The following is a 24877-nucleotide window of genomic DNA, read 5'->3' as shown; positions in this document are numbered from 1 at the left end:
GCGTGGAAATGAACGACAAATTGCACTCTTACCGGCGGACTGAATCCTCCTGCGCTAGCTATGATTCACCTGCCTAAGGCAATAACTGGCAGACAGTCGACAGTTGTTGTCAACCTGTCGAGAAATGCTTGCGTTAAGGAGGCACAAGGCCGGCATCCGTGAGCACGCCGGTGGACTTGTGGAAGCACACAACACTGAGAGATAGAGGAAAACGATGAAGATCAACAAACTGCTGGCTGCCGTACTCGTCGCCGCCTTCGCCATGCCGGTCCTGGCCCAGCCTGCCCCGGCTCCGGCTGGCGCTCCCGCCGCTGAAGCCCCGGCTGCCAAGCCTGCTCACAAGAAGCACAAGAAGCACGCCAAGAAGGCCAAGAAGCACAAGCACAAGAAGGCCAAGAAGGCAGCAACGATGCCTGTCAACAAGGGCGCCTGATCGCCCGGTCTTCTTGTGGCGGTCCGCCTGGCGCGGCCCGCTCCCGGTTTTACCGGAAGGATGGGCTGACACAGTTAAGGTCCGGCAACGCAGGGTAGCGCGCCATGCCGGGTCAGCCGATCCTGTAACCCGCCCGGGTTTCCCGGCGGGTTTTTTTTCGTCTCCGGAGAAGCGCTGCCCGGCCTGCCGGGCGGGCGTGGTGGTACGGCGTCCGGGCCTGCGTATCCGGGCCGGGATCACGTATAATCATCGGTTCGCAATCGTTTTTTGCACCGACTCCCATCCGGGTCCGATCTGCGCGTTACCGGCAGCATCTGGCCCATTTATCCGTCTTCGAACATGAACTCAGCCGAAATTCGCGACAAGTTTCTGAAATTCTTTGAATCCAAAGAACACACCATCGTCCGCTCCTCCAGCCTGGTACCGGGCAATGACCCGACCTTGCTGTTCACCAATTCGGGCATGGTTCAGTTCAAGGACGTGTTCCTGGGCACCGACAAGCGCAACTACGTGCGCGCGGCCTCCGTGCAGCGCTGCCTGCGCGCCGGCGGCAAGCACAACGACCTGGAAAACGTCGGCTACACCGCGCGCCACCATACCTTCTTCGAAATGCTGGGCAACTGGTCCTTCGGCGACTACTTCAAGCGCGAGTCGCTCAAGTGGGCCTGGGAACTGCTGACCCAGGTCTACGGCCTGCCGGCCGACAAGCTCTGGGCGACCGTCTACCAGACCGATGATGAAGCCTACGACATCTGGACCAAGGAAATCGGCCTGCCGCCCGAGCGCGTGGTGCGCATCGGCGACAACAAGGGCGCACCCTACGCCTCCGACAACTTCTGGCAGATGGCCGAAACCGGTCCCTGCGGTCCTTGCTCGGAGATCTTCTACGACCACGGTCCGGACATCTGGGGCGGCCCCCCGGGTAGCCCCGACGCCGACGGCGACCGCTACATCGAGATCTGGAACAACGTGTTCATGCAGTTCGACCGCCAGCTCGACCCGGCCACCGGCGAATACACCCTGACCCCGCTGCCGGCGCCTTGCGTCGATACCGGCATGGGCCTGGAGCGCCTGGCCGCGATCCTGCAACACGTGCACAGCAACTACGAGATCGACCTGTTCCAGGCGCTGATCAAAGCGGCTGCCCGCGAAACCGGCGAGACCGACCTCTCCAATGCTTCGCTGCGCGTGATTGCGGACCACATCCGTGCCACCTCCTTCCTGATCGTTGACGGCGTGATCCCCGGCAATGAAGGCCGTGGCTACGTCCTGCGCCGCATCATCCGCCGCGCGCTGCGTCACGGCCACAAGCTGGGTCAGACCAAGCCTTTCTTCCACAAGCTGGTCAAGGACCTGGTGGTGCAGATGGGTGCGGCCTATCCGGAACTGCCGGAAGCCGCCGAGCGTGTCGAGATGGTGCTGAAGCAGGAAGAAGAACGTTTCGGCGAAACGCTGGAGCACGGCATGAAGATTCTGGAAGCCGCGCTGGCCGCCAACAGCAGCAAGCTCGATGGCGAAACCGCCTTCACCCTGTACGACACCTACGGCTTCCCGCTGGACCTGACCGCCGACATCTGCCGCGAGCGCAATGTCGAACTGGACGAAGCCGGCTTCACCGCCGCCATGGAACGCCAGAAGAGCGCCGCCCGCGCCGCCGGCAAGTTCAAGATGGCCGCCGCCATTGAATACACCGGCGACAAGACCCGCTTCGTCGGCTACGAATCGCTGGCCCAGTCGGCCAAGGTGGTGGCCCTCTACGTGGCCGGCAGCCCGGTGCAGAAGATCGAGGCCGGCCAGGACGCCATCGTGGTGCTGGACACCACCCCGTTCTATGCGGAATCCGGCGGTCAGTGCGGTGACGCCGGAGCGCTGGAAGCGGCCAATGGCCTCTTCGCCGTAGCCGATACGCAAAAGATCCAGGCCGAGGTGTTCGGTCATCACGGCCAGTTGATCAAGGGCAGCCTGGCCATCGGCGACGCCGTCGAGGCCAAGGTCGATGCCGACCAGCGCGCCCGCACCATGCGCAACCACTCGGCCACCCACCTGATGCACAAGGCCCTGCGCGAAGTGCTGGGTTCGCACGTGTCGCAGAAGGGTTCGCTGGTCGATGCCGACAAGACGCGTTTCGACTTCAGCCACAACGCCCCGATGACCGCCGACGAAATCCGCCGCGTGGAAGACATCGTCAACCGCGAAGTGCTGGCCAACGTCGCCACCGGCGCCCGGCTGATGGGCTACGACGATGCCATCGCCGCTGGCGCCATGGCGCTGTTCGGCGAAAAGTACGGCGACCAGGTGCGTGTGCTCTCCATCGGTACTTCCACCGAACTGTGCGGCGGTACGCACGTCACCCGTACCGGTGACATCGGCCTGTTCAAGATCGTCTCCGAAGGCGGCGTGGCCGCTGGTATCCGCCGCGTTGAAGCCGTCACCGGCGAGGGCGCGCTGGCGCTGGTGCAGTCGCTCTCGACCCGCGTGGCCGAAGCCGCTGCGGCGCTCAAGACCCAGCCGGAAGAACTGCTGCCGCGCATCGGCCAGGTGCAGGACCAAGTCAAGGCGCTGGAAAAGGAACTGGCTTCACTGAAGTCCAAGCTGGCTTCCAGCCAGGGCGACGAACTGGTCAGCCAGGCGGTCGACATCAACGGCATCAAGGTCCTGGCGGCCACGCTGGAAGGCGCTGACGTCGCCACCCTGCGCGAGACCATGGACAAGTTGAAGGACAAGCTCAAGACCGCCGCCATCGTGCTGGGCAGCGTCAAGGATGGCAAGGTCAGCCTTATCGCGGGCGTGACTGCGGACGCTACCGCCAAGGTCAAGGCCGGTGAACTGGTCAACTTCGTTGCCCAGCAGGTCGGCGGCAAGGGTGGCGGTCGTCCGGACATGGCCCAGGCGGGCGGCACCGAGCCGGCGGCTCTGCCGGGTGCGCTGCAGGGTGTGGCCAACTGGGTTCAGTCCAAGCTGTAATGTTCAACGGCCCTGACCCGGAGCGCGCATGAGCGAGTTCAAGTTTTGTCCGGTCTGCGCGGCATCGCTGGTGCTGCGCGCCGATGAAGGCGAGGCCGGCAAGGTCCGGCTGGCCTGTCCTGATGGCCACTGGACCCATTGGGACAACCCCCTGCCGGTGCTGGCCGCGCTGGTGGAGATCGACGGCAAGATGCTCACTGCGCGCAATGCCGCCTGGGCCGAAGGGCGTTTTGCGCTCATCACCGGTTTCATGGAACGCGACGAAACCCCTGAACAGGGGATCGCCCGGGAACTGAAGGAAGAGACCGACCTGGACGCCCAGGAGATCGAGTTGATCGGCGTCTATGAATTCATGCGCAAGAACGAGCTGATCATTGCGTACTACGTGAAGGCGAGCGGCACCATCAGGCTTTCTCCGGAGCTGCTGGAATATCGTCTGACAGCCCCGGCCGACCTGCGCCCCTGGCCTGCCGGGACCGGCCATGCCGTCGCGGACTGGATGCGGCGGCGTGCGCTGCCGGTACAGTACGTCGAATTTGCCGGGTCAAGCACGCCGATCGAAACACCCCAGGTCCTGAAGTAAGCGGGTAGACAAGACAAGACGAACCGTTCCATCGTGGCACATGTTCTTCTTGCTTTTGCACAAGCCTAGTGCGGCGAAAACAACAGAACTTGTGCAACGCATCAAGTCGGCGCATTTTGCAGTAAAATCGTTTTCGTCGTGATCCATTTTGAGTCGAAGTAATGACCATCCAATTTCACCGGGAACTCGATGCGCGCGGTCTGAACTGTCCGCTGCCCATCCTCAAGACCAAGAAAGCCCTGGCGGACATGGCCAGTGGCCAGGTGCTCAGGGTGACCGCCACCGATACCGGTTCGGTGCGCGATTTCCAGGCCTTCGCCAAGCAGACCGGCAACGATCTGCTGGAGCAATCGCAGAATGATGAACACGAGTTCATCTTCTTCATGAAGCGCAAATAAGCCCTACCCCTGTCCATCCCGGCAAGATCAGGCTGGCAGCATTGAAAAACCCGCAGCTCGGTTGAACTGCGGGTTTTTGTTTGTCCGGGGAGATGAAGCTTTCTTCAAAATTCCGGATGGAAGCTTTCCGCACGGGCAATCGGCCAGAACTTTTCGTAGACCCGATAACGATAATTGCCTTCCAGCAAATCGTTGGGCTGCAGATACTTCAGCACGTTGGACATGAGCTGGATCTCATGGTCGTTGATGCGCCGCACGATGTGATGCGGCCGCAGCGCCGAGGTGTGCGGCAGACCGGCTGCCTGCACCAGCTCCTGCAGCGCGTGCAGGGTGCTCTGGTGGAAGCGGAAGACGCGCTCGGCCTTGTCCGGCACCACCAGGGCGCGGGCGCGCTGGGCATTCTGGGTCGCCACGCCCGTCGGGCAGCGATCGGTATGGCAGCTCTGCGACTGGATGCAGCCCAGGGCGAACATGAAGCCGCGCGCCGAATTGCACCAGTCCGCTCCCAGTGCCAGTGTGCGCGCCACATCGAAGGCGGTGATGATCTTGCCGCTGGCGCCGATCTTGACCTTGTCGCGCAGGCCGATGCCCGTCAGGGTGTTGTGCACCATCAGCAGCCCCTCCTGCAACGGCATGCCGACGTGGTCCACGAATTCCAGCGGGGCCGCACCGGTACCGCCTTCGGAGCCATCCACCGTAATGAAGTCGGGCACGATGCCGGTCTTCAACATGGCCTTGGCGATGCCGAAGAATTCCCAGGGGTGTCCCACGCACAGTTTGATGCCGACCGGCTTGCCGCCGGACATCCCGCGCAGCTTCTCGATGAATTCCAGCAGTCCGATCGGCGTGGAGAAGGACGAGTGCACGGCCGGCGAGATGCAGTCCACACCCATCGGAATGCCGCGCGTGGCGGCGATCTCGGGGGTGATCTTGGCCGCCGGCAGCACGCCGCCGTGGCCCGGCTTGGCGCCTTGTGAAAGCTTCACCTCGATCATCTTGATCTGTGACGACTGCGCCTGGACGGTGAATTTCTCTTCATTGAAGCTGCCATCCGCATTGCGGCAGCCGAAATAGCCCGAGGCGATCTGCCACACCAGGTCGCCGCCGAATTCGCGATGGTATTCGGAGACCGAGCCTTCGCCGGTGTCGTGGGCGAAATTGCCCTTTTTGGCGCCCTGGTTGAGCGCACGGATGGCATTGGCCGAAAGCGAGCCGAAGCTCATGGCCGAGACGTTGAAGACCGACATCGAATACGGCTGGGCGCGGTCGGCCCCGACGACGACGCGGAAGTCATGGCTGGCGATCTTGGTGGGGGAGAGTGAATGGCCTATCCATTCATGGCCGGCCTGCTGCATGTCCAGCTCGGTACCGAAGGGGCGGCTGTCGACATCGGCCTTGGCACGCTGGTAGACCACGCTGCGCTTCTTGCGCGAGAAGGGGCGGCCATCCATTTCATCTTCGAAGAAATACTGGCGCAGTTCCGGCCGGATGGCCTCGAACAGGAAGCGGAAGTGGCCGATCAGCGGATAGTTGCGCAAGACCGCATGGCGTCGCTGCACCAGGTCGTGGACGCCGATGACGCTCAATACCAGGGGAATGAGCGCCCAGCCCCAGCCCAGGCCATGGGTGGCCGCCAGGGCCAGCAAGACTGCAGTCAGCACGAGCACTGACCAGAACACGAAATACCGATTTGCCCACATAGAAGAGTCCGCTAGTTGTCATGAGGAAACCTGCACCGGCCGGTGCGGTCGGTGGGCGGGTTTGCATGGATTCTACCGCCCGCGCTCAACCGTAGTGCGCGATGAAGTGAAGGGTTTTTCCGGCCGATTCTGGCGAACTGCTCTGTGTGCCGCTTCTCAGGCCCGCTGCTTGCGCAGTGGCATCCTTATTGCTTTGATGAATCTTCCAGTCAGGCACCGTGGGGAACCGGTGCCCGGCACCCGGGCCAACCGCACCATCACAGCCAGCCTGCACACCAGAGGCCAGAGACACGATGTCGTTATGAAAACAGTTGCTTCACGAGGCGCATTGGCGGCCTCTTCCTCCTCCTCGCGCCCTGCGGCCAGGGCATTGTGCCGCCAGGACGCCACGCAGAGCCAGTCGGTGGTGGTCATGGCGCGTCCGCCGAGACTGCTGGAGACACTGCTGGCCAACCTTGACGGCATGGTCTACCGCTGCCGCGACGATGCTCACTGGACCCTGGAATTCGTCAGTGAAGGCTGCTACGCCCTGACCGGCTACACGCCGGAGGACCTGTTGCTCAACAGCCGCATTTCTTTTCTGCAACTGACGCATCCCGAAGACCGCGCGATGGTGCGCAGCCACATCGATCTCTGCATGCGCGAGCGGCGCCGCATCGACATCGAATATCGCATCGTGCATGCCGACGGCAGCCTGCGCTGGGTGTGGGAGCGCGGGGTGGGGCTGTACAACGCCGCCGGCGCGGTGGAGGCCATGGAAGGCTTCCTGCAGGATGTGACCGAGCGCAAGGAGGCCGCACAGGCATTGCAGGAAGCTGAGCGCCGCTATCGCAGCATCTTCGAGAACGCCATCGAAGGGGTCTTCCAGACCACGCCCGATGGCACCTACATCGCCGTCAACCCGGCGCTGGCACGCATTTACGGCTACCACTCGCCGGAAGACCTGATCGTCGGTCTGCGCGACATTCGCCATCAGTTGTATGTGGAGCCGGAGCGGCGTAGCGAATTCATGCGGCTCATGGAGCAGCAGGGCTCGGTCTCCAATTTCGAGTCGCGCGTGTACCGGCGTGATGGCGACATCATCTGGATCTCCGAGAACGCCCGTGCCGTCTATGACGATGGCGGCACCCTGGTTTGTTATGAAGGCACCGTCGAAGCCATCACCGAGCGCAAGCTCTATGAAGCCGAGATGCGCCATCACGCGACCCACGATGCGCTCACCGGATTGCCCAACCGCAACATGCTGCACGAGCATCTGCAGCGCGCCATTCAGGCGGCGCGCCAGAAGGGCGGGCTGACGGCGGTGGTGTTCGTGGATCTGGACCAGTTCAAGTTCATCAATGACAGCCTGGGTCACCAGGTCGGTGATGAACTTCTCAAGACCGTGGCACAGCGCCTGCAAGCCTGCCTGCGCGATACCGACATGGTGGCGCGCCAGGGTGGCGATGAATTCGTGCTGGTGTTGCAGAACCAGACCGGTGGCGAGTTCGGCATCGCCGAGGTGATGCAGCGTATCCTGGCGGCGGTGGCGCGCCCCTGGCAGGCTGGCGATCGCGAGTTCCAGGTCACCGCCAGCATCGGGGTCAGCCGCTATCCTATCGATGGCAAGGATGTCGAGACCCTGTTGAAGCAGGCCGATTCAGCCATGTATCGCGCCAAGGAGCAGGGGCGCAACAACTTCCAGTTCTTTGCGCCCTGGATGGACACGCAGGTCAGCAATCGTCTGGAAATGCTGATCAACCTGCGCCGTGCGCTGGATCAGGACGAGTTCAAGCTCTACTACCAGCCCAAGCTGAGCCTCAAGGATGGCAGTGTCATCGGCGCCGAGGCGCTGATCCGCTGGCAGTCGCCGGAGCAGGGCATGGTGCCGCCGGACCGCTTCATTCCGTTCGCTGAAGAAGCCGGGCTGATCCTGCCCATCGGGGAGTGGGTGCTGCGCAGCGCCTGCCACCAGAACAAGCGCTGGCAGGAGGCCGGGCTGCCGACGATACCGGTGGCGGTCAACCTCTCGCCACGGCAGCTCAACCAGAGCTTGCCGGAGTTCGTCGCCGGCGTACTGGAGCAGAGCGGCCTGGCGGCCTCCTGTCTTGAACTGGAGATCACCGAGAACGTGGTCATGAAAGATGCCGAGAAGAGCGTGGCGACCCTGCATGCCTTGAAGCGCCTGGGTCTGCAGATTTCTGTCGATGATTTCGGCACCGGCTATTCCAGCCTCTCCTATCTGCGCCGCTTCCCGGTCGACGCCCTGAAGATCGACAAGTCCTTCGTACGCGACATTGCGCGCGATGCTGACAGCGCAGCCATCGTCAAGGCCGTCATATCGCTGGCCCATATCCTGAACCTGCGCGTCATCGCCGAGGGAGTGGAGGATGAAGAGCAATATGCTTTCCTGAAGGAAAATGCCTGTGACGAGGTACAGGGTTATCTCTTTGGCAAGCCCATGACGGTCGAGGATTTCACGGCCTGGCTGACCCGGCAGGCGGGAAGCGCCCGGTAATGGTCATGGAAATAATTGTCCGCAGGCTGCAACAGGCTGCATCCCCGCAAATCTTTGTGCTACACTCCGCCCAGTACTTTTGATGCTTTGCGCCCCGACCGCCGCAGCCTGTGCGGCCAACAAAGGCTCCATGACGCAAGGCCGGTAGTTGAAAAGGTGCAGGTCGGCCGTCCGCAACCCCGCGACATGACGGCTTTGCGAAAGCGCGAGTCCTCCGCGACGCCGATTTGCCCGGGTCTTAGATTCCAGCTCATTCAATCTCCAAACACCGGAAGGCAGCGCCGCCGCATCCAGCACTGCGCAAGACTTGCCGCACCCGGCCTGTTTCGGCTTTCGCTGCCGGACGGGCGGACTGCAGCCGTAGCGCCGGAGACCTGCTGCAAGCCGAACTTTGTTAACAACAAGACGCACAAGAGTGGTACATGAATATTGCTGAGGCCAAGAAAGTCCTCGAAACTGCATTGCTTTGCACGCATGAGCCCCTGTCGATCAATGACCTGAAAAAGCTGTACGTCGATCCCGAGAGCGAAGAGAGCAGCGACATCAACGCCGAGATGATCCGGCAGATGCTCGATGAACTGCGCACCGAATGGGCCGACAAGGGGGTGGAAGTGGTCAGCCTGTCGACGGGCTGGCGCTTCCAGAGCCGCAAGGAAATGAAGGTCTACCTGGAACGCCTGAATCCGGAGAAGCCGCCCAAGTACACCCGCGCCACGCTGGAAACGCTGGCCATTATCGCTTACCGCCAGCCGGTCACGCGCGGCGACATCGAAGAGATTCGCGGGGTGGCCGTCAATACGCAGACCATCCGCATGCTGGAAGACCGGGGCTGGATTGAATCGATCGGCCACCGTGACGTGCCGGGGCGACCGGCGCTGTTTGCCACTACGCGCAAGTTCCTGGATGACCTGGGCCTGAGTTCGCTGGAAGAATTGCCTCCGCTGCAGCAGGTCAGCGGTGAAGCTGCTGCCCAGGGTGCGCTGCTGGAATTGCAGGCCCTCGAGGGCGGGGTGGCGGCGCTGGCAGAGCAGGCGCAGGAAGAAGACGAGGTGCCTGGCGCCGAGGTCCAAGCGGCCCGGTCCGGGGATATCGCCGCAGAGGATGTAGAGCAGTCCGATAGCGCAGCCGCCACCGGGGAAGAGCGCGCTGCAGGCAGTGAAGACGCTTCCCCAGAAGCGCAAGAACCTTTTGAGCAAGACGTTGCCGTAACTGGCACAGACGCCATCGAGGCCGCCGACGAAGCGGCAGGCGAGCACAACGACACCACCGAGCGGGCCGATCAGCGGGGAAATGACGCGCGTCCGCCACATCCAGATTCGAAGAATGAAGCCAACTAGTTCCAAAGACGAGACCCAGGTCGACCTGGCCGCGGCCGATGCTGCCGCATCCGACAAGCCGGTGAAGAAGCGTACCCGCAAGCCTGCGGCCGGCGCTGCGCCGGTCGAGGCAATCGCGGCCGCGCCGCAAGCCGTCGCTGACGAGGCTGCGCCGAAAAAGCGTGCGCCGCGAGCAAAGAAGCTCAGCGCCGAGACGGCGGCACCGGCCGTGGCAGTGGTGGAGACACCTGCTGCCGAGTCCGTACCTGCTCCGGAAAAGAAACCGCGCGTCACCAAGCCGCGTACCAGGAAGGCCGATGTGGTGGCAGACGCCCCCGTCGCCGAGGCCGCGGCTCAGATGAGCCTGGCCATGGAGCCTGCACCTGCCGCGCCGGCCAAGCCCAAGCGCGCTGCCAAGCCCAAGGCGGCAGCGCCTGAGGTGGCCGCGCCGGTATCGGCTCCGGTGGCCGAATTGCCCAAGGTCATCGTCACCGTCGGTGAGGAAGTGGTTGCCCCGCCGGTGCTGCTGGATGCCCCGGTCGATCCCAATCGCGCCAAACCGGCCCGCCGTGGCGTGCGTGGTCCGCGTGCCTTGCGCAACAATCGCGCCGCCCAGCGTGCCGCCGCCGGTGGTGCCGAGGCTGCACCGGTGCATGGCAAGAGCGAGGGCGATGTCGCTCCCGCCGTCGAACGCCAGCCGCGCGGCCAGTTCGGCAAGAACAATGGTCATGGCGCTCATGGCGGTCAGCCTGGCCAGCAAGGCAAAAAGAATTTCGAGAAGAACGGCAAGAAGCCCAAGGCCCCGCAACTGGGCCTGCGTTCGGCCGAACCGGTCGATGACATCTTCTCCTACGTGACCTCGGAAGCGTATGACCGCGACGAGGGCGCCAAGGCCGGTGGCCGTCAGCCGCACCAGATGCGCGGCAAGAATGGCCGTCGCGACCTGACCGCCGAGGATGATGCGCCCAAGCTGCACAAGGTGCTGGCCGATGCCGGTCTGGGTTCGCGCCGCGACATGGAAGAGCTCATCGTTGCCGGCCGCGTATCGGTCAATGGCGAGCCGGCCCATATCGGTCAGCGCATCCTGCCCACCGATGCCGTGCGCATCAACGGCAAGCTGATCCAGCGCAAGGTGAGCAAGCGTCCGCCGCGCGTGCTGGTCTATCACAAGCCCTCGGGCGAGATCGTCAGCCATGCCGATCCGGAAGGTCGCAGCTCGGTGTTCGATCGCCTGCCGACCATGAAGGCTGGCAAGTGGCTGGCCGTGGGGCGCCTCGACTTCAATACCGAAGGTTTGCTGCTCTTCACCACCTCCGGTGACCTGGCCAATCGCCTGATGCACCCGCGCTACAACATCGAGCGTGAATACGCCGTGCGTACCCTGGGCGAGCTGGAAGAGGGCATGCGCCAGAAGCTGCTGTCGGGCGTGGAGCTCGATGACGGTCCGGCGCAGTTCTCGCGCATCGCCGATGGCGGTGGCGAAGGTGTGAACAAGTGGTATCGCGTGACCATCGGCGAAGGCCGCAACCGTGAAGTGCGCCGCATGTTTGAAGCGGTCGGCCTGACCGTGTCGCGCCTGATCCGTACCCGTTACGGTGCCATGACCTTGCCGCAGACCCTGAAGCGTGGTCGTTGGGAAGAGCTGGAAGAAAACGCCGTGCGCAACCTGATGGCCGCCTGTGGTCTGGAAAAGCAGGCCGGGGAAGCCAAGTCCGGCAATGGCGGCAATGCCGGTCACGCCGGTCGCGGCCAGAACAACGGCCCGCGCGGCAACGCCATGCAGAACAAGGGTCCGCAGAAGGGGCGCAATGGCGGCAACTTCGGCAACCAGGGTGGCAACTATGGCAATGGCGGGGGCAATGGAGCAGGTTATGGTGGTGGCAACAAGGGCGGTCAGCCCAAGAGCCGCCAGCCTGATCCGCTGCAGACCGCACTGGGCTTCCCGGATGCCGGCAACCAGCGTCGCGGCAATCGTCCCCAGCGCGGTGGCAACAGTGCCCCCAACTTCATGCTGGGTGGCCTGCCGGGCATGAATCGCCGGCGCGGCGGTCGTTGATGACGTTCTTGCCCGTCGGCAATGCCGGGGCGGGCAAGAGCTTCTTTACACTACCCGTGACGCTTGAAATGCAGCAATGACGTTTTTTATGGACGTTTTTGGCACTGCAATCCTATTTGACATGATTCCGGATTTGCTGTGGATACCTGAATCGGTTATAATATGTTAGTTAAACGCAACCTGCCGCGAATCGCATATGTGATAAATCATTGATAGATCCGCCTGCACCATGATCGATGGAAGTACGGTGGTTCGCGTGATGTGTGATCTCGCGTTGCGTGAGATAACAAAAGATGGGCAGATGCCCATTTTTTTTTTGCTGATCAATTTTAGATGTCTGCTTTGCCCGCGCTGGCAAACCGGCATCCTGATGGAGAAATAGTCTTGCAATTGCTGGAGCTGATCGAATCCACCCTCGCGGGCCTGGGCTACGAACTGGTTGAGTTCGAGAAGGCGCAGCGCGGTCTGGTGCGTGTCTTCATCGATTTTCCGTTCGACCCCGAAGCAGAAGAAGCGCGTTCGATCACCGTCGAGGATTGCGAGAAGGCGACGCATCAGCTGTTGCACGTCTTCACCGTGGAAAACGTGCTGTATGAACGCCTGGAAGTCTCCTCGCCCGGGCTGGATCGCCCCCTGAAGAAGTTCACTGACTTCGTGCGTTTCGTGGATTGCGAAGCCGTGGTCAAGTTGCGCGTGCCGCTGCCCGGTACGTCCAACCGCAAGACCTATGAAGGCGTGCTGCGTGAACCGGAAGGCGAGGAACTGGTATTGGAATTTGAAGCAAACGATGGGTCGGCCGCCGTGTTGAATTTCACGCTGGCCGATGTGGATAAGGCACACCTGGTGCCGCAGGTCGATTTTAGGAGTCGCAAAGGATGAGTCGCGAAATTTTGTTGTTGGTCGATGCGCTGGCGCGCGAAAAGAACGTCGATAAGGAAGTCGTCTTCGGCGCACTGGAGCATGCGCTTGCGCAGGCTACCAAGAAGCGCTATGACGGCGAGGTCGACATTCGCGTCTCGATCGACCGTGAAAGCGGCGAGTTCGAATCCTTCCGCCGCTGGCACGTCGTGCCCGATGAAGCCGGCCTGCAGTTGCCTGACCAGGAAGTGCTGCTGTTCGAAGCCAAGGAACAGTTCCCCGATATCGAAGTCGACGAATACATTGAAGATCCGATCGAATCCGTTGAATTCGGCCGCCGTTTTGCGCAAGACACCAAGCAGGTCGTCCTGCAGCGCATCCGCGACGCCGAGCGCGAGCAGATCCTGGCGGACTTCCTGGCCCGTGGCGATGCCCTGGTGACCGGCACCATCAAGCGCATGGAGCGCGGTGACGCCATCATCGAATCCGGCAAGATCGAAGCCCGCCTGCCGCGCGACCAGATGATCCCCAAGGAGAATCTGCGCATCGGTGATCGCGTGCGTGCCTACATCCTGCGCGTGGACCGCGGCGCCCGTGGCCCGCAGGTGATCCTGTCGCGTACCGCGCCGGAATTCATCATGAAGCTGTTCGAACTGGAAGTGCCGGAAATCGAACAAGGCTCGCTGGAAATCAAGTCGGCTGCTCGTGATCCGGGTGTGCGCGCCAAGATCGCGGTCTACACCGCCGACAAGCGCATCGACCCCATCGGTACCTGCGTGGGCATGCGCGGTTCGCGTGTGCAGGCCGTCACCGGTGAACTGGGCGGCGAGCGCGTGGACATCGTGCTGTGGTCGGAAGATCCGGCGCAGTTCGTCATCGGTGCGCTGGCCCCGGCCAACGTGACCTCCATCGTGGTCGATGAAGAAAAGCACGCCATGGATGTGGTGGTGGATGAAGAAAACCTCGCCATCGCCATCGGTCGCGGCGGCCAGAACGTGCGTCTGGCAGCCGAACTGACCCGCTGGCAGATCAACATCATGACGGCCGAGGAATCGGCTGACAAGTCGGCGGCCGAAACCGCGCTGATCCGCAAGCTGTTCATGGAAAAGCTCGATGTCGACCAGGAAGTGGCCGACATCCTGGTCGAGGAAGGTTTCTCGACCCTGGAAGAAATCGCCTACGTGCCGATCAACGAGATGCTCGAGATCGAATCGTTCGACGAAGAGACCGTCAATGAGCTGCGCAACCGCTCGCGCGACGCCCTGGTGACCGAAGCGATCGCCTCCGAAGAAGGCCTGGAAGGCATGGAAGAGGAACTGATCAACTTCGAAGGCCTGGACCGTGTGCTGGCTGGCAAGCTGGGTCTGGCGGGTGTGAAGACGCTGCCGGCCTTTGCCGGCCTGGCTTATGACGAATTCGGCGCGATCCTGGCCCTGCCTTCCGAGCGCGCGCGCCAACTGATTGAAAATGCATTTGAAGATGTGACCGACGATGAAATGAAGCTCATCGATTCCAAATACGATGAGCGCGCCAAGGCCCTGCAGGCCAAGGCATGGAGCGCTGTCGAAGGCCGCTGAAAAGCGGAGCGTCTCCACATCATCTGCCGAGCCACATAGAAAAGAGGACTGAATGGCGAGTAACAACGTTGCCCAATTTGCCACCGAGCTTAAGATGCCTGCTGACCTGCTGCTGACCCAGCTGCGTTCGGCCGGTGTCGAGAAAAGCTCTGCATCCGACTCCCTGTCGAAGGAAGACAAGGACCGCCTGCTTGAACACCTGCGCCGTTCGCGCGGGGCCGCGCCGGAAGGCGAGAAGAAAAAGATCACGCTGACCCGCAAGGAAACCACCGAGATCAAGCAGGCCGATGCGACCGGCAAATCGCGCACGATCCAGGTGGAAGTGCGCAAGAAGCGTACCTTCATCAAGCGTGACGAGCCCGGCGTCGACGAGTCCGCTGCACGTGCTGCGGCGCCTCAGCGCGATCCGGCCATCGAGGCGCAGGAACGTGAGCAGGAAGAGGCTCGCCGTCAGGCCGAACTGAAGGCCCAGCAAGAGCGTCTGGCCCAGCTGGAGGCCGAACGCGCCGCCCAGGCCAAGGCTGCCGAGCTGGAACAGCAACGTGCTCGCGAAGAAGCCGAAGCCGAAGCCAAGCGCCAGGCTGCCGAAGCCGCCGCAGCTGCTGCCGAAGCCGAGAAGGCCAAGGCTGCTGCTGCCAGCTCGAAGGCCCCCGCTGCCGCTGCTGCGCCGGCCCCTGCCGCCGATCCGGCCGCTGAAGAAAAAAAGCGCGCTGCTGCTGAGGAAGCGAAGAAAAAGGCCGAAGCTGCCGCCAAGGAAGCCGCTGACCGCGCTGCTGCCGCAGATCGTGCGCGCAAGGCCGTGGAAGACGAAGTGGCCCAGATCAAGGCCATGATGAATGCGCCGCGTCGCGTCATCAAGGCACCGGAACCCGCACCGGCCCCGGCCAAGACCTCGGAAGGCACGCTGCACAAGCCGGCGACCGCGGCCAAGCCGGGCGAGAAGAAGGATGACAAGAAGCCCGCCGTGGCGGCAGACAAGAAGTCGATCAAGTCGGCCAATGTCTCCTCCACCTGGCAGGACGATGCCAAGAAGCGTGGCACCGGCGGCATGAAGTCGCGCGGCGCCACCGGTGGTGGTGGTCGCGATGGCTGGCGTGCCGGCCCCAAGGGCCGTCGTCACTCGCACGGCGACGACCAGCGCGAAAGCAACTTCCAGGTGCCGACCGAAGCCGTGGTGCACGATGTCTACGTGCCCGAAACCATCACCGTGGCCGAAGTGGCCCACAAGATGGCAGTCAAGGCTTCCGAAGTCATCAAGCACCTGATGAAGCTGGGCCAGATGGTCACCATCAACCAGGTGCTGGATCAGGAAACCGCGATGATCGTGGTGGAAGAAATGGGCCACCGCGCCCACGCCGCCAAGCTGGACGATCCGGAAGCCCTGCTGGTCGAGGGTGAAGAACATGGTGACGCCGAGGCCCTGCCGCGCGCACCGGTGGTTACCGTCATGGGTCACGTCGACCACGGCAAGACCTCGCTGCTGGACTACATCCGCCGCACCAAGGTGGCCTCGGGTGAAGCCGGTGGCATTACCCAGCACATCGGCGCCTACCACGTGGAAACCCCGCGCGGCATGATCACCTTCCTGGATACCCCGGGCCACGAGGCGTTCACCGCCATGCGTGCCCGCGGTGCCAAGGCAACCGACATCGTGATCCTGGTGGTGGCCGCCGACGACGGCGTCATGCCCCAGACCAAGGAAGCGATCGCCCACGCCAAGGCCGGCGGTGTACCGCTGGTGGTAGCGATCAACAAGATCGACAAGCCGGGTGCTAACCCCGACCGCGTCAAGCAGGAACTGATCGCCGAAGAAGTGGTGCCGGAAGAATACGGTGGCGATGCCCCGTTCATCGCCGTCTCCGCCAAGACCGGCGAAGGCATCGACTCGCTGCTGGAAAACGTCCTGCTGCAAGCCGAAGTGCTGGAACTGAAGGCACCGGTGGATGTGCCGGCCCGTGGCCTGGTGATCGAAGCCAAGCTGGACAAGGGCCGCGGCCCGGTGGCAACGATCCTGGTGCAGTCCGGTACCTTGAAGCGCGGCGACGTCGTGCTGGCCGGTTCGGCCTATGGCCGTGTGCGTGCGATGCTGGACGAAAACGGCAAGAACATCGCCGAGGCAGGCCCGTCCCTGCCGGTGGAAATCCAGGGCCTGACCGAAGTGCCCTCCGCTGGTGAAGAAGTGGTGGTCATGACCGACGAGCGCAAGGCGCGCGAAATCGGCCTGTTCCGCCAGGGCAAGTTCCGCGACGTGAAGCTGGCCAAGCAGCAGGCTGCCAAGCTGGAAAACATGTTCGACCAGATGACCGAAGGCGAGGTCAAGAACCTGCCGATGATCATCAAGACCGACGTGCAAGGTTCCCAGGAAGCTCTGGTGCAGTCGCTGCAGAAGCTGTCGACCGCCGAAGTGCGCGTCCAGGTGGTGCACGCTGCAGTGGGCGGCATCAGCGAAAACGACGTCAACCTGGCAGTCGCTTCGAAGGCCGTCATCATCGGCTTCAACACCCGTGCCGATGCGTCGGCACGCAAGCTGGCCGAAGCCTCGGGCGTGGACATCCGTTACTACAACATCATCTATGATGCAGTGGACGAGGTGAAGGCCGCGATGTCGGGCATGCTCTCCCCGGAAAAGCGCGAACAGGCGCTGGGCCTGGTGGAAATCCGCCAGGTGTTCGTGGTCAGCAAGGTCGGTTCGATCGCCGGCTGCTACGTGCTCGAGGGCCTGGTCAAGCGTGGCTCGCAAGTACGCCTGCTGCGCAACAACGTGGTGGTGTGGACCGGCGAACTGGATTCGCTCAAGCGCTTCAAGGACGACGTCAAGGAAGTCAAGTCGGGCTTCGAGTGCGGTCTGTCGCTCAAGGGCTACAACGACATCGAAGTGGGCGATCAGCTCGAAATCTTCGAAGTCCAGGAAGTCGCCCGTACCCTGTAATGCAATACGCCGGCGCATCGTTCGCGATGCGCCGGCTTCACTGGCAAGATCCGTCGCAGCAACGCGGGAATCCTCCCGCCACGCCATCGGCGGATTGTTTTTTTAAAGCATGGCAAAACACAGCAAATCCATTCCCGGACGCGGCTTGCGCGTCGCCGACCAGATCCAGCGCGACCTGTCGGAATTGATCGCCTTCGAGCTGAAGGATCCGCGGGTGGGCATGATCACCATTACCGAAGTGCAGGTCACCCCGGACTACGCGCACGCCAAGGTCTTCTTCACCACGCTGGTGGACAACCCGGAGGCGATCAAGAACACCCTGGCCGGCCTGCGCAAGGCGGGCGGTTACCTGCGTACCCAGCTGGGCCGCCGGTTGACCATCCACACCCTGCCGGAACTGCATTTCGTGCATGACAACTCGACCGCACGCGGCATTGAAATGTCGCGCCTGATCGACGAAGCCAACGCTACCCGCGCCAAGGATTCGGACGACGAGGCTTGAAGACGGGCGTTTCTTTTCCCGTTGCATTGCAGTTTTCTTCATACTTTTCATACCGGTCTGCGTTTCCCTTCAGCGGGGCGTGGGCCGGTCTTGCATTTCATGGCCGACGATACGACGGCGGACACTGTCTCCGCTTCCCCTGAACCGCAGCAGCCGCGTGCCAAGCGCAGCCAGCAGGCACGCCCGGCGCGTCCCCCGCGCGTGCCGGTGCATGGCGTGCTGTTGCTGGACAAGCCGGTCGGCTTGTCCAGCAACGACGCCCTGATCCGCGCCAAGCGCATGCTCAACGCGCCCAAGGCCGGGCACACCGGCACCCTGGATCCGTTTGCCACGGGGCTTTTGCCGCTGTGTTTCGGCGAGGCCACCAAGTTCTCGCAGGACTTGCTGGAAGCCGACAAGACCTACGAAGCCCTGGTCCACCTGGGCGTGCGCACTGACACCGGCGACACCGAAGGCCAGGTCATCAGCGAGCGCGCCGTCGAGGTCAGCGTGGCGCAAATCGAAGCCGCGCTGGCGCAGTTCCGTGGCCCCATCAGCCAGGTCCCGCCGATGCACTCGGCCTTGAAGCGCGACGGCAAGCCCTTGTACGAATACGCCCGCGCCGGCATTACGCTGGAGCGCGAAGCCCGCAACGTCATCATCCACACCCTGGAACTGCTGGACTACCAGGCCCCCATGCTGCGCATCCGTGTCACTTGCAGCAAAGGGACATATATCCGCGTGCTGGGTGAAGATATTGGCGAAGTACTGGGCTGCGGGGCCCACCTCAATGCCCTGAGACGCACTGGAGTCGGCGCTCTCACGCTGGAGGGCGCGGTCACGCTGGAGACCTTCGATGCCGCCGGCGAGCTGGAGGCCCGCAAGGCCTTGCTGCTGCCGGTGGACGGCCTCTTGCGCAGCTTCCCCGCGGTGCAACTGACCGATGAGCTGGCGCGCCGCTTCCTGCATGGCCAACGCTTGCCGCTGGGCAAGGAAGGGGTGGCGGTGCCGGAGCAGACCGGCCGCGTAAGGGTCTATCGCGGTTCGGATGAAGCCTTGCTGGGCACCGGACTGTTGCAGGAATACGCCATCCTGGCCCCCGAAAGGCTGGTGTCCACCGCCTGAGGACAGATAGCGTCAAAACGGCTTGCAGCCTGGCCTTCCGGGATAGCCCGCAGGGCTCGGCAAGCCGTTGATAACACAGGTTTTTCCAAAGTTCATGCGTCGCAACATGCTATAATGCGCGCCTCCCGAGATTCGGCATTCCCAACCACATTCACCATGTCAAACAATATCCGCGCAATTCGCAACATCGCCATCATCGCCCACGTTGACCACGGCAAGACCACCCTGGTGGACCAGCTGCTGCGCCAGTCCGGCACCTTCCGCGACAACCAGCAAGTGGACAACCGCGTGATGGACTCCAACGACATCGAAAAGGAACGCGGCATCACCATCCTGTCGAAGAACTGCGCGGTGGAATACAAGGGCACCCACATCAACATCGTCGACACCCCGGGCCACGCCGACTTCGGCGGTGAGGTCGAGCGCGTGCTGTCGATGGTGGACTCGGTGCTGCTGCTGGTGGATGCCCAGGAAGGCCCGATGCCGCAGACCCGCTTCGTGACCCGCAAGGCACTGGCCCTGGGCCTGAAGCCCATCGTCGTCCTGAACAAGATCGACCGTCCGGGTGCACGCGCCGAGTGGGCCATCAATGCCACCTTCGAACTGTTCGACAAGCTGGGTGCCACCGAAGAGCAGCTGGACTTCCCCGTGATCTACGCTTCGGGCCTGAACGGCTACGCCAGCCTGGATCCGGAAACCCGCGAAGGCAACATGGAGCCGCTGTTCGACGCGATCCTGAAGTACGTGCCGGCCCGCAAGGATGATCCGGACGCACCGCTGCAACTGCAGATCACCTCGCTGGAATACTCCTCCTACGTCGGCAAGATCGGCGTGGGCCGCATCCTGGCCGGTCGCGTCAAGGGCGGTCAGGACGTGGTCTGGATGAATGGTCCGGAAGACAAACCGACCAAGGCCCGCATCAACCAGGTGCTGACCTTCAAGGGCCTGGAGCGCGTGCTGGTCGATGAAGCCCTGGCGGGTGACATCGTGCTGATCAACGGTATCGAAGAAATCGGCATCGGCTCCACCATCTGTGCGCCGGACGCGCCCAACGGCCTGCCGATGCTGAAGGTGGACGAGCCGACCCTGACCATGAACTTCATGGTCAACACCTCGCCGCTGGCTGGCCGCGAAGGCAAGTTCGTCACCACCCGCCAGATCCGCGACCGCCTGGAAAAGGAACTGAAGTCCAACATGGCCCTGCGCGTGGTGCAGGCCGAGAACGACGACTCGACCTATGAAGTGTCGGGCCGTGGTGAATTGCACCTGACCATCCTGATCGAAAACATGCGCCGCGAAGGCTTCGAGCTGGCCGTCTCGCGTCCGCGCGTGGTGTTCCGCATGGTCGACGGCGTGCGTGAAGAGCCGTACGAAAACCTGACCGTCGACGTCGAAGAAACCCACCAGGGCGGCGTCATGGAAGAACTGGGCCGCCGCCGTGGCGACCTGCAGAACATGGAACCGGACGGCAAGGGCCGTGTGCGCCTGGAATACCACATCCCGGCACGTGGCCTGATCGGCTTCCAGGGTGAATTCATGACCCTGACCCGCGGCACCGGCCTGATGAGCCACGTCTTCGACGACTACAAGCCGGTCGATACCACCAAGGGCGAACTGGCCGGCCGTCGCAACGGCGTGCTGATCTCCCAGGACGACGGCGCTGCCGTGGCCTACGCACTGTGGAAGCTGCAGGATCGCGGCCGCATGTTCGTCAGCCACAACGACCCGGTGTATGAAGGCATGATCATCGGTATCCACTCGCGTGACAACGATCTGGTCGTCAACCCGATCAAGGGCAAGCAGCTGACCAACGTGCGCGCTTCCGGTACCGACGAAGCCGTGCGCCTGGTGCCGCCGATCGAACTGTCGCTGGAATACGCGGTGGAATTCATCGAAGACGACGAACTGGTCGAAGTGACTCCGAAGAGCATTCGTCTGCGCAAGCGTCACCTGAAGGAACACGAGCGCAAGAAGGCATCGCGCGAAGAATCCATCTAAATCGGTAGCGGGGAAGGGCGGGCCCGCAGGGCCTGCCTGCAGTGAAGAGTCGGGAATGGCGGGCTGTGCTGGTGGTGATATCTGGTTTGTGAATAACTGATATCAGCACAATAAAGCAGACAGCCATGATGCACTGCCATATAGTTACACCTGTCTCCTCCAATTTCCTCCTAAAGAATTGGATTCAAGCCCGCAACTTCGGTTGTGGGCTTTTTTTTTGCCATTTCCACTCTCCAGTCGCAGAGGTCCGGTGCTAGTGGTTTTACGCCTGCGCGGCGGACGTGAATGCGGTCTTTATCCTTCCGTTCATTGTTGCGCGAGATGAACGTTTGTCCAAAATAGTTTGTGCTGCGCTGTTTTTGTGCATTGCGAAATGACGGCTGCCGGATTGTGGTGCAGAATCGTGTCCGTTGTACGAAAAATCCTATCTCGAAGAGGATAGAGGGGACACCAGCCCGCAATGCGCAAGCCTTGCGGGCTTTCTATTTGCCGCTGTGGCGGATCCAGGGTGCTAAAACGGGCAAATGAAGGTTTGTTCCTCCCCGGCGCTTGTTGTCTGGTTTTCCGGCCTCCAGCTCAGAAATTTAATGAAGCATTTCGTCAGTTTATGAAGAACTCCCTGCCAGCGCGTACGCTGTCGGTCGCCCCCATGATGGACTGGACCGACCGCCACTGCCGCGTCTTCCACCGCCAGATCACGCGCCACACCTGGCTTTACACCGAGATGGTCACCACCGGTGCGCTGCTGCATGGCGACGTGCCGCGTCACCTGGATTTCGACGAGCAGGAACATCCCGTGGCCCTGCAACTGGGTGGCAGCGAGCCCGCCGACCTGGCGCACAGCGCCAGGCTGGGCGAGCAGTGGGGCTATGACGAGATCAACCTGAACTGCGGCTGCCCCTCCGAGCGCGTCCAGAAGGGCGCTTTCGGTGCCTGTCTGATGGGCGAGCCCGCGCTGGTGGCCGATTGCGTCAAGGCCATGCGCGATGCGGTGTCCATCGATGTGACCGTGAAGCACCGCATCGGCATCGATGACGTGCAATCCTATGATTTCGTGCGCGATTTCGTCGGTCAGATCGCCGAGGCGGGTTGCAAGACCTTCATCGTCCACGCCCGCAACGCCATCCTCAAGGGGCTGAGCCCCAAGGAAAACCGCGAGATCCCGCCCCTGAAGTATCACTACGCCTATCAACTGAAGCAGGATTTCCCTGACCTGGAAATTCTCATCAACGGCGGCATCAAGACCTTGCCCGAGATCGATGAGCATCTCAGGCATGTCGATGGCGTCATGCTGGGTCGCGAGGCGTATCACAACCCCTATCTGATGGCCAGCTTCGATGCCCGCTACTACGGCGACTTGCCCGGTGGTCGCCAGCCCAGCCGGGCCGAGGTGATCGCGGCCATGTTGCCCTACATCAAGCGCCAGCTGGAATTGCACGGCGACAATGGGCGCGGCCTGCGCTTGAACAGCATCACCCGCCACATGCTGGGCCTGTTGACCGGCATGCCCGGCGCGCGCGCCTTCCGCCAGACCTTGTCGGATTCCAGGCGCCTGGCGCTGGGCGATCCGGCCCTGTTGTTGGAAGCCTTGCAACGCACCCAGGCGGCCCAGGCTGCGCAAATCGGGTCAATGGCGTAATTGGCCAGCGGAGCAGGCCCGCAATCCTTTAAAATAGCGGGTTCCAATTGGGAAAAGAGCGCGAACATGCCACTTGCTACAACCGAAGAAATCGTTGCCGAACTCCGTGCCGGGCGCATGGTGATCCTGGTCGACGAAGAAGACCGCGAAAACGAAGGTGATCTGGTGCTGGCCACCGACTTCGTCACGCCCGAAGCCATCAATTTCATGGTCACGCATGCGCGTGGCCTGGTCTGCCTGACGCTGACCGAAGAACACGTGGACCAACTTGACCTGCCGCTCATGGCCAGCCGCAACGGTACCGCCTACGGTACCAATTTCACCGTCTCCATCGAAGCCGCCGAAGGCGTGACCACGGGGATTTCTGCCGCCGACCGCGCCCGGACCATCCAGGTGGCCGCCTCCAAGGGCGCCAAGCCGTCGGACCTGGTGCAGCCGGGCCACATCTTCCCGTTGCGCGCGCAAAAGGGCGGGGTGCTCATGCGCGCCGGTCACACCGAAGCCGGTTGCGACCTGACGGCCATGGCCGGGCTTACCCCCGCTTCCGTGATCTGCGAGATCCTGAAGGAAGACGGCACCATGGCGCGCCTGCCGGACCTGCTGGAGTTCGCCGAGAAGCACAATCTGAAGATCGGTACCATCGCCGACCTGATCCATTACCGCAGCCGCAACGAAAGCATCATCGAACGCGTGGCCGAGCGCGAGATGCAGACCGCGCACGGGACGTTCAAGGCCATCGCCTACCGCGACACCCCCTCGGGCGGCGCGCACCTGGCGCTGGTGCGCGGCGACATCGAGCCGGGTCGTGAAACCCTGGTGCGCGTGCACCAGCCGGTCTCCATCCTGGACCTGCTCGAAGCCGGCGTGACCACCCACTCCTGGAACCTGGCGGCGGCCATGAAGGCCGTGCAGGAAGCCGAGTCCGGCGTGATCGTGCTGCTCAACTGCGAAGAGTCGGCCCAGCAGATGTTCGACCAGTTCGGTGCACTCAACAAGGTCGGTACGCCCGAGGCCGCCAAGCCCGGCCGCGCCGACCGCATGGACCTGCGCACCTACGGTATCGGCGCCCAGATCCTCAAGGATATCGGCGTGTGCAAGATGAAGCTCCTGGCCAGCCCGCGCAAGATGCCCTCGATGGCCGGCTTCCAGCTGGAAGTGACCGGTTATCAGGCACGCGAAGGCGCGTGAGCCTGCCGCCCGACGTATCAAGAATTACGCAAGTCAACCTATCAAGAAGGAACAGCCATGACCATCGGAACCTATGAACCAGACCTCAATGGCGAAAGCTTGCGCATCGGCATCGTCCAGGCGCGCTTCAACGAAGACGTCTGCCACGGCCTGCTGGCGTCCTGCCTGGCCGAACTGAAGCACTTGGGCGTGGCCGATGAAGACATCCTGCACGTGACCGTGCCGGGCGCCCTGGAAATCCCCCTGGCATTGCAGAAGATGGCCGAGACGGAACAGTTCGATGCCTTGATCGCGCTGGGCGCGGTCATCCGTGGCGAGACCTATCACTTCGAACTGGTCTCCAACGAATCCGGCGCCGGCATCACCCGCATCGGCCTGGACTTCGGTCTGCCCATCGCCAATGCCGTGCTGACCACCGAAAACGACGAGCAAGCCGAAGTCCGCATGGCCGAGAAGGGCGCCGATGCCGCGCGCGTGGCCGTGGAAATGGCCAACCTGTCCATCGTGCTGGAAGAACTCGGCCAGGCGACCGAAGAAGAATAATTCACAGGCAGCGGCGGGGTGCATATCCCGCTGCCGTCCCGCCGGCCTGTGCCGGCACTCGCATTCCTTTGTTTCAGTTATCCAAGGCTCCGGCCGCATTCATCATGTCGAACAAAACTCCACACGCCAATTCGAACAAGAACCGCACCCCGCGTCACCGCGCGCGCGAGTTCGCGTTGCAGGGCTTGTACCAGTGGTTGCTCAATCACGAGGACGCGGGCGCCATCGAAGCCCACATCCGCGAAGCCCACGGTTTCGACAAGGCCGACGCCGAACATTTCGACACCCTGCTCACCGGGGCCATCCGTGATGCTGACAAGCTGCGTGCAGGCCTCTCTCCGCTGATCGATCGTCCCATCAAGGAACTCTCGCCGGTGGAGCACGCCGCCCTGCTCATCGGTGCCTACGAGTTGCAGAACCACATCGAGATCCCCTACAAGGTGGTCATCAATGAAGCGGTCGAACTGACCAAGTCCTTTGGCGGCATCGACGGTCACAAGTATGTCAATGGCGTACTGGACCGTTTCGCCGCCCAGGCGCGCAGCACCGAAGTGGAAGCTGCCGGTCGCCGCTGATCTGCTGTCGTCGGCTG

General features: G+C 62.6%; 18 protein-coding genes. 17 read left to right on the top strand and 1 reads right to left on the bottom strand.

Going from position 1 to position 24877, the window contains the following annotated elements; genetic code table 11:
* Window positions 1-214 precede the first annotated feature (214 nt).
* The 4 genes from ACODSZ_RS16160 to ACODSZ_RS16145 all read left to right on the top strand — a co-directional run bounded on the left by ACODSZ_RS16160 (window position 215) and on the right by ACODSZ_RS16145 (window position 4378).
* Complete coding sequence (locus ACODSZ_RS16160) at window positions 215-433, top strand: hypothetical protein (RefSeq protein WP_008331427.1); 219 nt, start codon at window positions 215-217, stop codon at window positions 431-433.
* A 339-nt stretch (window positions 434-772) separates the two neighbouring features.
* Entirely contained in the window at window positions 773-3397 is a 2625-nt protein-coding gene (gene alaS / locus ACODSZ_RS16155; RefSeq protein WP_488928043.1) for an alanine--tRNA ligase, read from the top strand.
* Between the two features lie 28 nt (window positions 3398-3425).
* A complete protein-coding gene (locus tag ACODSZ_RS16150; RefSeq protein ID WP_175344037.1) occupies window positions 3426-3980 on the top strand; it encodes an NUDIX domain-containing protein in 555 nt (184 codons plus the stop codon).
* 161 nt (window positions 3981-4141) lie between these two features.
* Window positions 4142-4378, top strand: a complete 237-nt coding sequence (locus tag ACODSZ_RS16145) for a sulfurtransferase TusA family protein (protein WP_006464319.1) — start codon at window positions 4142-4144, stop codon at window positions 4376-4378.
* Between the two features lie 104 nt (window positions 4379-4482).
* Here the strand turns inward: ACODSZ_RS16145 and ACODSZ_RS16140 are convergent, their stop codons facing one another.
* Window positions 4483-6078 carry an FMN-binding glutamate synthase family protein gene (locus tag ACODSZ_RS16140; protein WP_008331414.1) on the bottom strand — a complete coding sequence of 532 codons (1596 nt, stop codon included), beginning with the start codon at window positions 6076-6078 and terminating at the stop codon, window positions 4483-4485.
* Between the two features lie 412 nt (window positions 6079-6490).
* Between ACODSZ_RS16140 and ACODSZ_RS16135 the strand changes: the two genes are divergently transcribed.
* The 13 genes from ACODSZ_RS16135 (at window position 6491) to nusB (ending at window position 24860) form a co-directional block, all read left to right on the top strand.
* Complete coding sequence (locus ACODSZ_RS16135) at window positions 6491-8575, top strand: putative bifunctional diguanylate cyclase/phosphodiesterase (protein ID WP_175344061.1); 2085 nt, start codon at window positions 6491-6493, stop codon at window positions 8573-8575.
* A gap of 422 nt (window positions 8576-8997) precedes the next feature.
* The gene (gene scpB, locus ACODSZ_RS16130; protein WP_488928042.1) at window positions 8998-9912 is read left to right on the top strand and encodes an SMC-Scp complex subunit ScpB; all 915 of its coding nucleotides are present in this window, start codon (window positions 8998-9000) and stop codon (window positions 9910-9912) included.
* Window positions 9899-11947, top strand: coding sequence for a 23S rRNA pseudouridine(2605) synthase RluB (rluB, locus tag ACODSZ_RS16125; RefSeq protein ID WP_488928041.1), 2049 nt, complete (start codon window positions 9899-9901; stop codon window positions 11945-11947). The genes scpB and rluB overlap by 14 nt, the downstream gene beginning before the upstream one ends.
* A 384-nt stretch (window positions 11948-12331) precedes the next feature.
* The gene (gene rimP / locus ACODSZ_RS16120; RefSeq protein ID WP_175344034.1) at window positions 12332-12826 is read left to right on the top strand and encodes a ribosome maturation factor RimP; all 495 of its coding nucleotides are present in this window, start codon (window positions 12332-12334) and stop codon (window positions 12824-12826) included.
* Window positions 12823-14382 carry a transcription termination factor NusA gene (gene nusA, locus ACODSZ_RS16115; RefSeq protein WP_175344033.1) on the top strand — a complete coding sequence of 520 codons (1560 nt, stop codon included), beginning with the start codon at window positions 12823-12825 and terminating at the stop codon, window positions 14380-14382. The genes rimP and nusA overlap by 4 nt, the downstream gene beginning before the upstream one ends.
* A 52-nt stretch (window positions 14383-14434) precedes the next feature.
* On the top strand, window positions 14435-17311 hold the full coding sequence (gene infB / locus ACODSZ_RS16110; RefSeq protein WP_034350894.1) for a translation initiation factor IF-2: 2877 nt from the start codon (window positions 14435-14437) through the stop codon (window positions 17309-17311).
* A gap of 109 nt (window positions 17312-17420) precedes the next feature.
* Window positions 17421-17813, top strand: a complete 393-nt coding sequence (rbfA, locus tag ACODSZ_RS16105) for a 30S ribosome-binding factor RbfA (RefSeq protein ID WP_013235544.1) — start codon at window positions 17421-17423, stop codon at window positions 17811-17813.
* Between the two features lie 99 nt (window positions 17814-17912).
* Entirely contained in the window at window positions 17913-18917 is a 1005-nt protein-coding gene (gene truB / locus ACODSZ_RS16100) for a tRNA pseudouridine(55) synthase TruB (protein WP_488928040.1), read from the top strand.
* 156 nt (window positions 18918-19073) lie between these two features.
* Window positions 19074-20915: a translational GTPase TypA gene (gene typA, locus ACODSZ_RS16095; RefSeq protein ID WP_008331395.1), complete on the top strand. Its 1842-nt coding sequence runs from the start codon at window positions 19074-19076 to the stop codon at window positions 20913-20915.
* Window positions 20916-21522: 607 nt separating this feature from the next.
* Window positions 21523-22554 (top strand): tRNA dihydrouridine(20/20a) synthase DusA, encoded by a 1032-nt coding sequence (gene dusA, locus ACODSZ_RS16090; protein WP_488928039.1) that lies wholly within the window; start codon window positions 21523-21525, stop codon window positions 22552-22554.
* A 66-nt stretch (window positions 22555-22620) separates the two neighbouring features.
* Window positions 22621-23742 (top strand): bifunctional 3,4-dihydroxy-2-butanone-4-phosphate synthase/GTP cyclohydrolase II, encoded by a 1122-nt coding sequence (ribBA, locus tag ACODSZ_RS16085; protein WP_008331358.1) that lies wholly within the window; start codon window positions 22621-22623, stop codon window positions 23740-23742.
* 57 nt (window positions 23743-23799) lie between these two features.
* Window positions 23800-24285: a 6,7-dimethyl-8-ribityllumazine synthase gene (gene ribH, locus ACODSZ_RS16080; RefSeq protein WP_008331356.1), complete on the top strand. Its 486-nt coding sequence runs from the start codon at window positions 23800-23802 to the stop codon at window positions 24283-24285.
* 104 nt (window positions 24286-24389) lie between these two features.
* On the top strand, window positions 24390-24860 hold the full coding sequence (nusB, locus tag ACODSZ_RS16075; RefSeq protein ID WP_008331354.1) for a transcription antitermination factor NusB: 471 nt from the start codon (window positions 24390-24392) through the stop codon (window positions 24858-24860).
* Window positions 24861-24877 lie beyond the last annotated feature (17 nt).

It is taken from the genome of Herbaspirillum sp. FG34, from assembly GCF_057809315.1.
This window is presented reverse-complemented; position numbering and strand designations above follow the sequence as displayed.

Excerpts from the sequence above, each read along its gene's own strand:
- truB (WP_488928040.1), top strand. The coding sequence starts at position 17,913 with ATGGCCGACGATACGACGGCGGACACTGTCTCCGCTTCCCCTGAACCG.
- rbfA (WP_013235544.1), top strand. The coding sequence starts at position 17,421 with ATGGCAAAACACAGCAAATCCATTCCCGGACGCGGCTTGCGCGTCGCC.
- typA (WP_008331395.1), top strand. The coding sequence starts at position 19,074 with ATGTCAAACAATATCCGCGCAATTCGCAACATCGCCATCATCGCCCAC.
- ACODSZ_RS16140 (WP_008331414.1), bottom strand. The coding sequence starts at position 6,078 with ATGTGGGCAAATCGGTATTTCGTGTTCTGGTCAGTGCTCGTGCTGACT.
- ribBA (WP_008331358.1), top strand. The coding sequence starts at position 22,621 with ATGCCACTTGCTACAACCGAAGAAATCGTTGCCGAACTCCGTGCCGGG.
- nusA (WP_175344033.1), top strand. The coding sequence starts at position 12,823 with ATGAGTCGCGAAATTTTGTTGTTGGTCGATGCGCTGGCGCGCGAAAAG.
- alaS (WP_488928043.1), top strand. The coding sequence starts at position 773 with ATGAACTCAGCCGAAATTCGCGACAAGTTTCTGAAATTCTTTGAATCC.
- ACODSZ_RS16150 (WP_175344037.1), top strand. The coding sequence starts at position 3,426 with ATGAGCGAGTTCAAGTTTTGTCCGGTCTGCGCGGCATCGCTGGTGCTG.
- dusA (WP_488928039.1), top strand. The coding sequence starts at position 21,523 with ATGAAGAACTCCCTGCCAGCGCGTACGCTGTCGGTCGCCCCCATGATG.
- ACODSZ_RS16160 (WP_008331427.1), top strand. The coding sequence starts at position 215 with ATGAAGATCAACAAACTGCTGGCTGCCGTACTCGTCGCCGCCTTCGCC.
- scpB (WP_488928042.1), top strand. The coding sequence starts at position 8,998 with ATGAATATTGCTGAGGCCAAGAAAGTCCTCGAAACTGCATTGCTTTGC.
- rluB (WP_488928041.1), top strand. The coding sequence starts at position 9,899 with ATGAAGCCAACTAGTTCCAAAGACGAGACCCAGGTCGACCTGGCCGCG.
- ribH (WP_008331356.1), top strand. The coding sequence starts at position 23,800 with ATGACCATCGGAACCTATGAACCAGACCTCAATGGCGAAAGCTTGCGC.
- infB (WP_034350894.1), top strand. The coding sequence starts at position 14,435 with ATGGCGAGTAACAACGTTGCCCAATTTGCCACCGAGCTTAAGATGCCT.
- nusB (WP_008331354.1), top strand. The coding sequence starts at position 24,390 with ATGTCGAACAAAACTCCACACGCCAATTCGAACAAGAACCGCACCCCG.
- ACODSZ_RS16145 (WP_006464319.1), top strand. The coding sequence starts at position 4,142 with ATGACCATCCAATTTCACCGGGAACTCGATGCGCGCGGTCTGAACTGT.
- ACODSZ_RS16135 (WP_175344061.1), top strand. The coding sequence starts at position 6,491 with ATGGCGCGTCCGCCGAGACTGCTGGAGACACTGCTGGCCAACCTTGAC.